We start from the raw sequence: 2,486 nt of genomic DNA, 5'->3' as shown, positions 1-2,486 counted from the left end.
GCACCCACGACGACCAGAAGCCACAGGGTGGCGAGGAAAGCGAGGGTACCGAGAGCTGCAGTCATCGATTCATCCTTGTCTTTGAGCGCCTAACCGAATTGGACACGTTTCGTTCCAACCACGACAAAATCGCCCGGTGAGACGATTCAATGTTCCCGATATGTTCTCGCCTGTCAAGCTCTGGCCAAGCGCTTGAAAAGCGGGCGAGCTTCCGTTAGGGGCGCCGATATCCCACAGGCGGAGCTTACATACCGGTGCCGATCGAACGATCGGTGACACGGCTCCGTCGAGGCAAAACCGGAAGGAGAAAGACCTATGGCGACCACCGTCGTCACGATGCAGCAATTGCTCGAGGCCGGAGCGCACTTCGGCCACCAGACCCATCGCTGGAACCCCAAGATGAAGCCGTACATCTTCGGCGACCGCAACGGCGTTCACATCATCGATTTGTCGCAGTCCGTGCCGCTTTTCTCGCGCGCGCTGGACTTCATTCAGCAGACGGTCGCTCGCGGCGGCAAGGTGCTGTTCGTTGGCACAAAGCGGCAGGCGCAGGACCCGGTCGCCGAGGCGGCCCGTGCGTCCGGTCAGCATTTCGTCAACCACCGCTGGCTCGGCGGCATGCTGACCAACTGGAAGACGATCTCCAACTCGATCAAGCGGCTGAAGAGCCTCGAGGAGCAGCTGTCGGGCGACACCGCCGGCCTCACCAAGAAGGAAGTCCTCCAGCTGACCCGCGAGCGCGACAAGCTCGAGAAGAGCCTTGGCGGCATCCGCGACATGGGCGGTCTGCCGGACGTCATGTTCGTGGTCGATACTAACAAGGAAGAGCTGGCGATCAAGGAAGCCAATGTGCTTGGCATTCCGGTCGTGGCGATCCTCGATTCGAACAGTGATCCGACGGGCATCGCGTTCCCGGTCCCGGGCAACGACGACGCCAGCCGCGCGATTCGCCTGTATACCGATTCGGTTGCGCAGGCCGTCGGCGAGGGCCGGTCGGGCAACGCCCAGGCTCGCGGCCAGGACATCGGCAGCATGGCCGAGCCGCCGGCGGAAGCCGCGCTGGCGTGAATCCATTCCCCCTCCCGCCCGCGGGAGGGGTCAGGGGAGGGCCTGTTATCGCAGGCTCTCGACACCACATTCCCTCCCCCAACCTCTCGCGCCAGCGGGAGGGGAGCTATGAAGGAAATACAGATGGCTGAGATCACGGCCGCTTCCGTGAAGGAACTGCGCGAGCGCACCGGCGCCGGCATGATGGATTGCAAGAAGGCGCTCGCCGAGAACAATGGCGAGATGGAAGCCTCGATCGATTGGCTTCGCGCCAAGGGTCTTGCCGCGGCCGCCAAGAAGGCGGGGCGGACTGCGGCCGAAGGTCTCGTCGGCGTCGTCGTCGAGGGCACGCGCGGCGCCGCCGTCGAAGTGAACTCGGAGACGGACTTCGTCGCCAAGAACGAGATCTTCCAGGATTTCGTCCGCAACGTCGCCAAGCTGGTGCTTACGACCGGAACAGACGTCGAAACGCTGGCCGGTGCGGCTTACCCCGAAGGCGGCACCGTCCAGGAGAAGCTGACCGACAACATTGCCAAGATCGGCGAAAACCAGTCGCTTCGCCGTGCGGCGATCATGGAAGTTAGCCAGGGCGCAGTCGTGTCCTATGTCCACAACCAGGTCGCTCCCGGCCTCGGCAAGATCGGCGTTCTGGTCGCGCTCGAGAGCGCAGCTTCGGCCGATACGCTGACCCAGCTCGGCAAGCAGATCGCGATGCACGTCGCAGCCGCTCACCCGCAGGCACTGTCGGCCGAAGAGCTTTCCGCGGAGCTCGTGGAACGCGAGCGCGGCATCGCGATGGAAAAGGCGAAGGAAAGCGGCAAGCCGCAGAACATCATCGAGAAGATGGTGGAGGGCGGCCTCGCCAAGTTCCGGAAAGACAATGCGCTCCTGTCGCAGCTGTTCGTCATGGACAACAAGACCCCGGTCGCCGATGTCGTGGCGTCAGCCGCGAAGGACGCCGGCTCGCCGATTACGCTCAAGGGCTTCGTGCGCTTCCAGCTCGGCGAGGGCATCGAAAAGAAGGAAAGCGACTTCGCCGCCGAAGTCGCCGCCGCCGCCGGCACGAACAAGGCCGAGCCGGTCGCGTAACGCACCGTCCCGGCACGTCCGGGGATATTGGCAACGGGGCGGCCCGGCCATAAAGGCTTGGCCGCCCTTGTTGTCTCCTCGAAGGACGGTTCCGACGCCTATGACCCGCCAGCGCTTCAACCGCATCCTCCTGAAGGTCTCGGGCGAGGCGCTCATGGGGCAGGGGCAGTTCGGCATCGATCCCGCGGCTGTAGCAGGCCTCGCGGAGGAGATCGCGGCCGCCAAGGGTCAGGGGCACGAGCTCTGCCTGGTGGTCGGCGGCGGCAATATCTTCCGCGGCATGGCGGCGGCGGCCAAGGGCTTCGACCGCGCGACCGCCGATTACATGGGCATGCTGGCCACGGTGATGA

General features: G+C 64.4%; 2 protein-coding genes and 1 pseudogene. All 3 read left to right on the top strand.

The window, feature by feature from the left end:
- Positions 1 to 315: 315 nt before the first annotated feature.
- Positions 316 to 1,068 (top strand): 30S ribosomal protein S2, encoded by a 753-nt coding sequence (rpsB, locus tag JOZ79_RS12755; protein WP_294074804.1) that lies wholly within the window; start codon positions 316 to 318, stop codon positions 1,066 to 1,068.
- A gap of 123 nt (positions 1,069 to 1,191) precedes the next feature.
- Complete coding sequence (gene tsf, locus JOZ79_RS12750; protein WP_294074802.1) at positions 1,192 to 2,136, top strand: translation elongation factor Ts; 945 nt, start codon at positions 1,192 to 1,194, stop codon at positions 2,134 to 2,136.
- A 100-nt stretch (positions 2,137 to 2,236) separates the two neighbouring features.
- Positions 2,237 to 2,486, top strand: a pseudogene (gene pyrH, locus JOZ79_RS12745) (UMP kinase); the annotation flags it as partial.

The sequence above is a fragment of the Sphingomonas sp. genome, assembly GCF_019242355.1.
GTDB lineage: Bacteria > Pseudomonadota > Alphaproteobacteria > Sphingomonadales > Sphingomonadaceae > Sphingomicrobium.
This window is presented reverse-complemented; position numbering and strand designations above follow the sequence as displayed.

Excerpts from the sequence above, each read along its gene's own strand:
- tsf (WP_294074802.1), top strand. The coding sequence starts at position 1,192 with ATGGCTGAGATCACGGCCGCTTCCGTGAAGGAACTGCGCGAGCGCACC.
- rpsB (WP_294074804.1), top strand. The coding sequence starts at position 316 with ATGGCGACCACCGTCGTCACGATGCAGCAATTGCTCGAGGCCGGAGCG.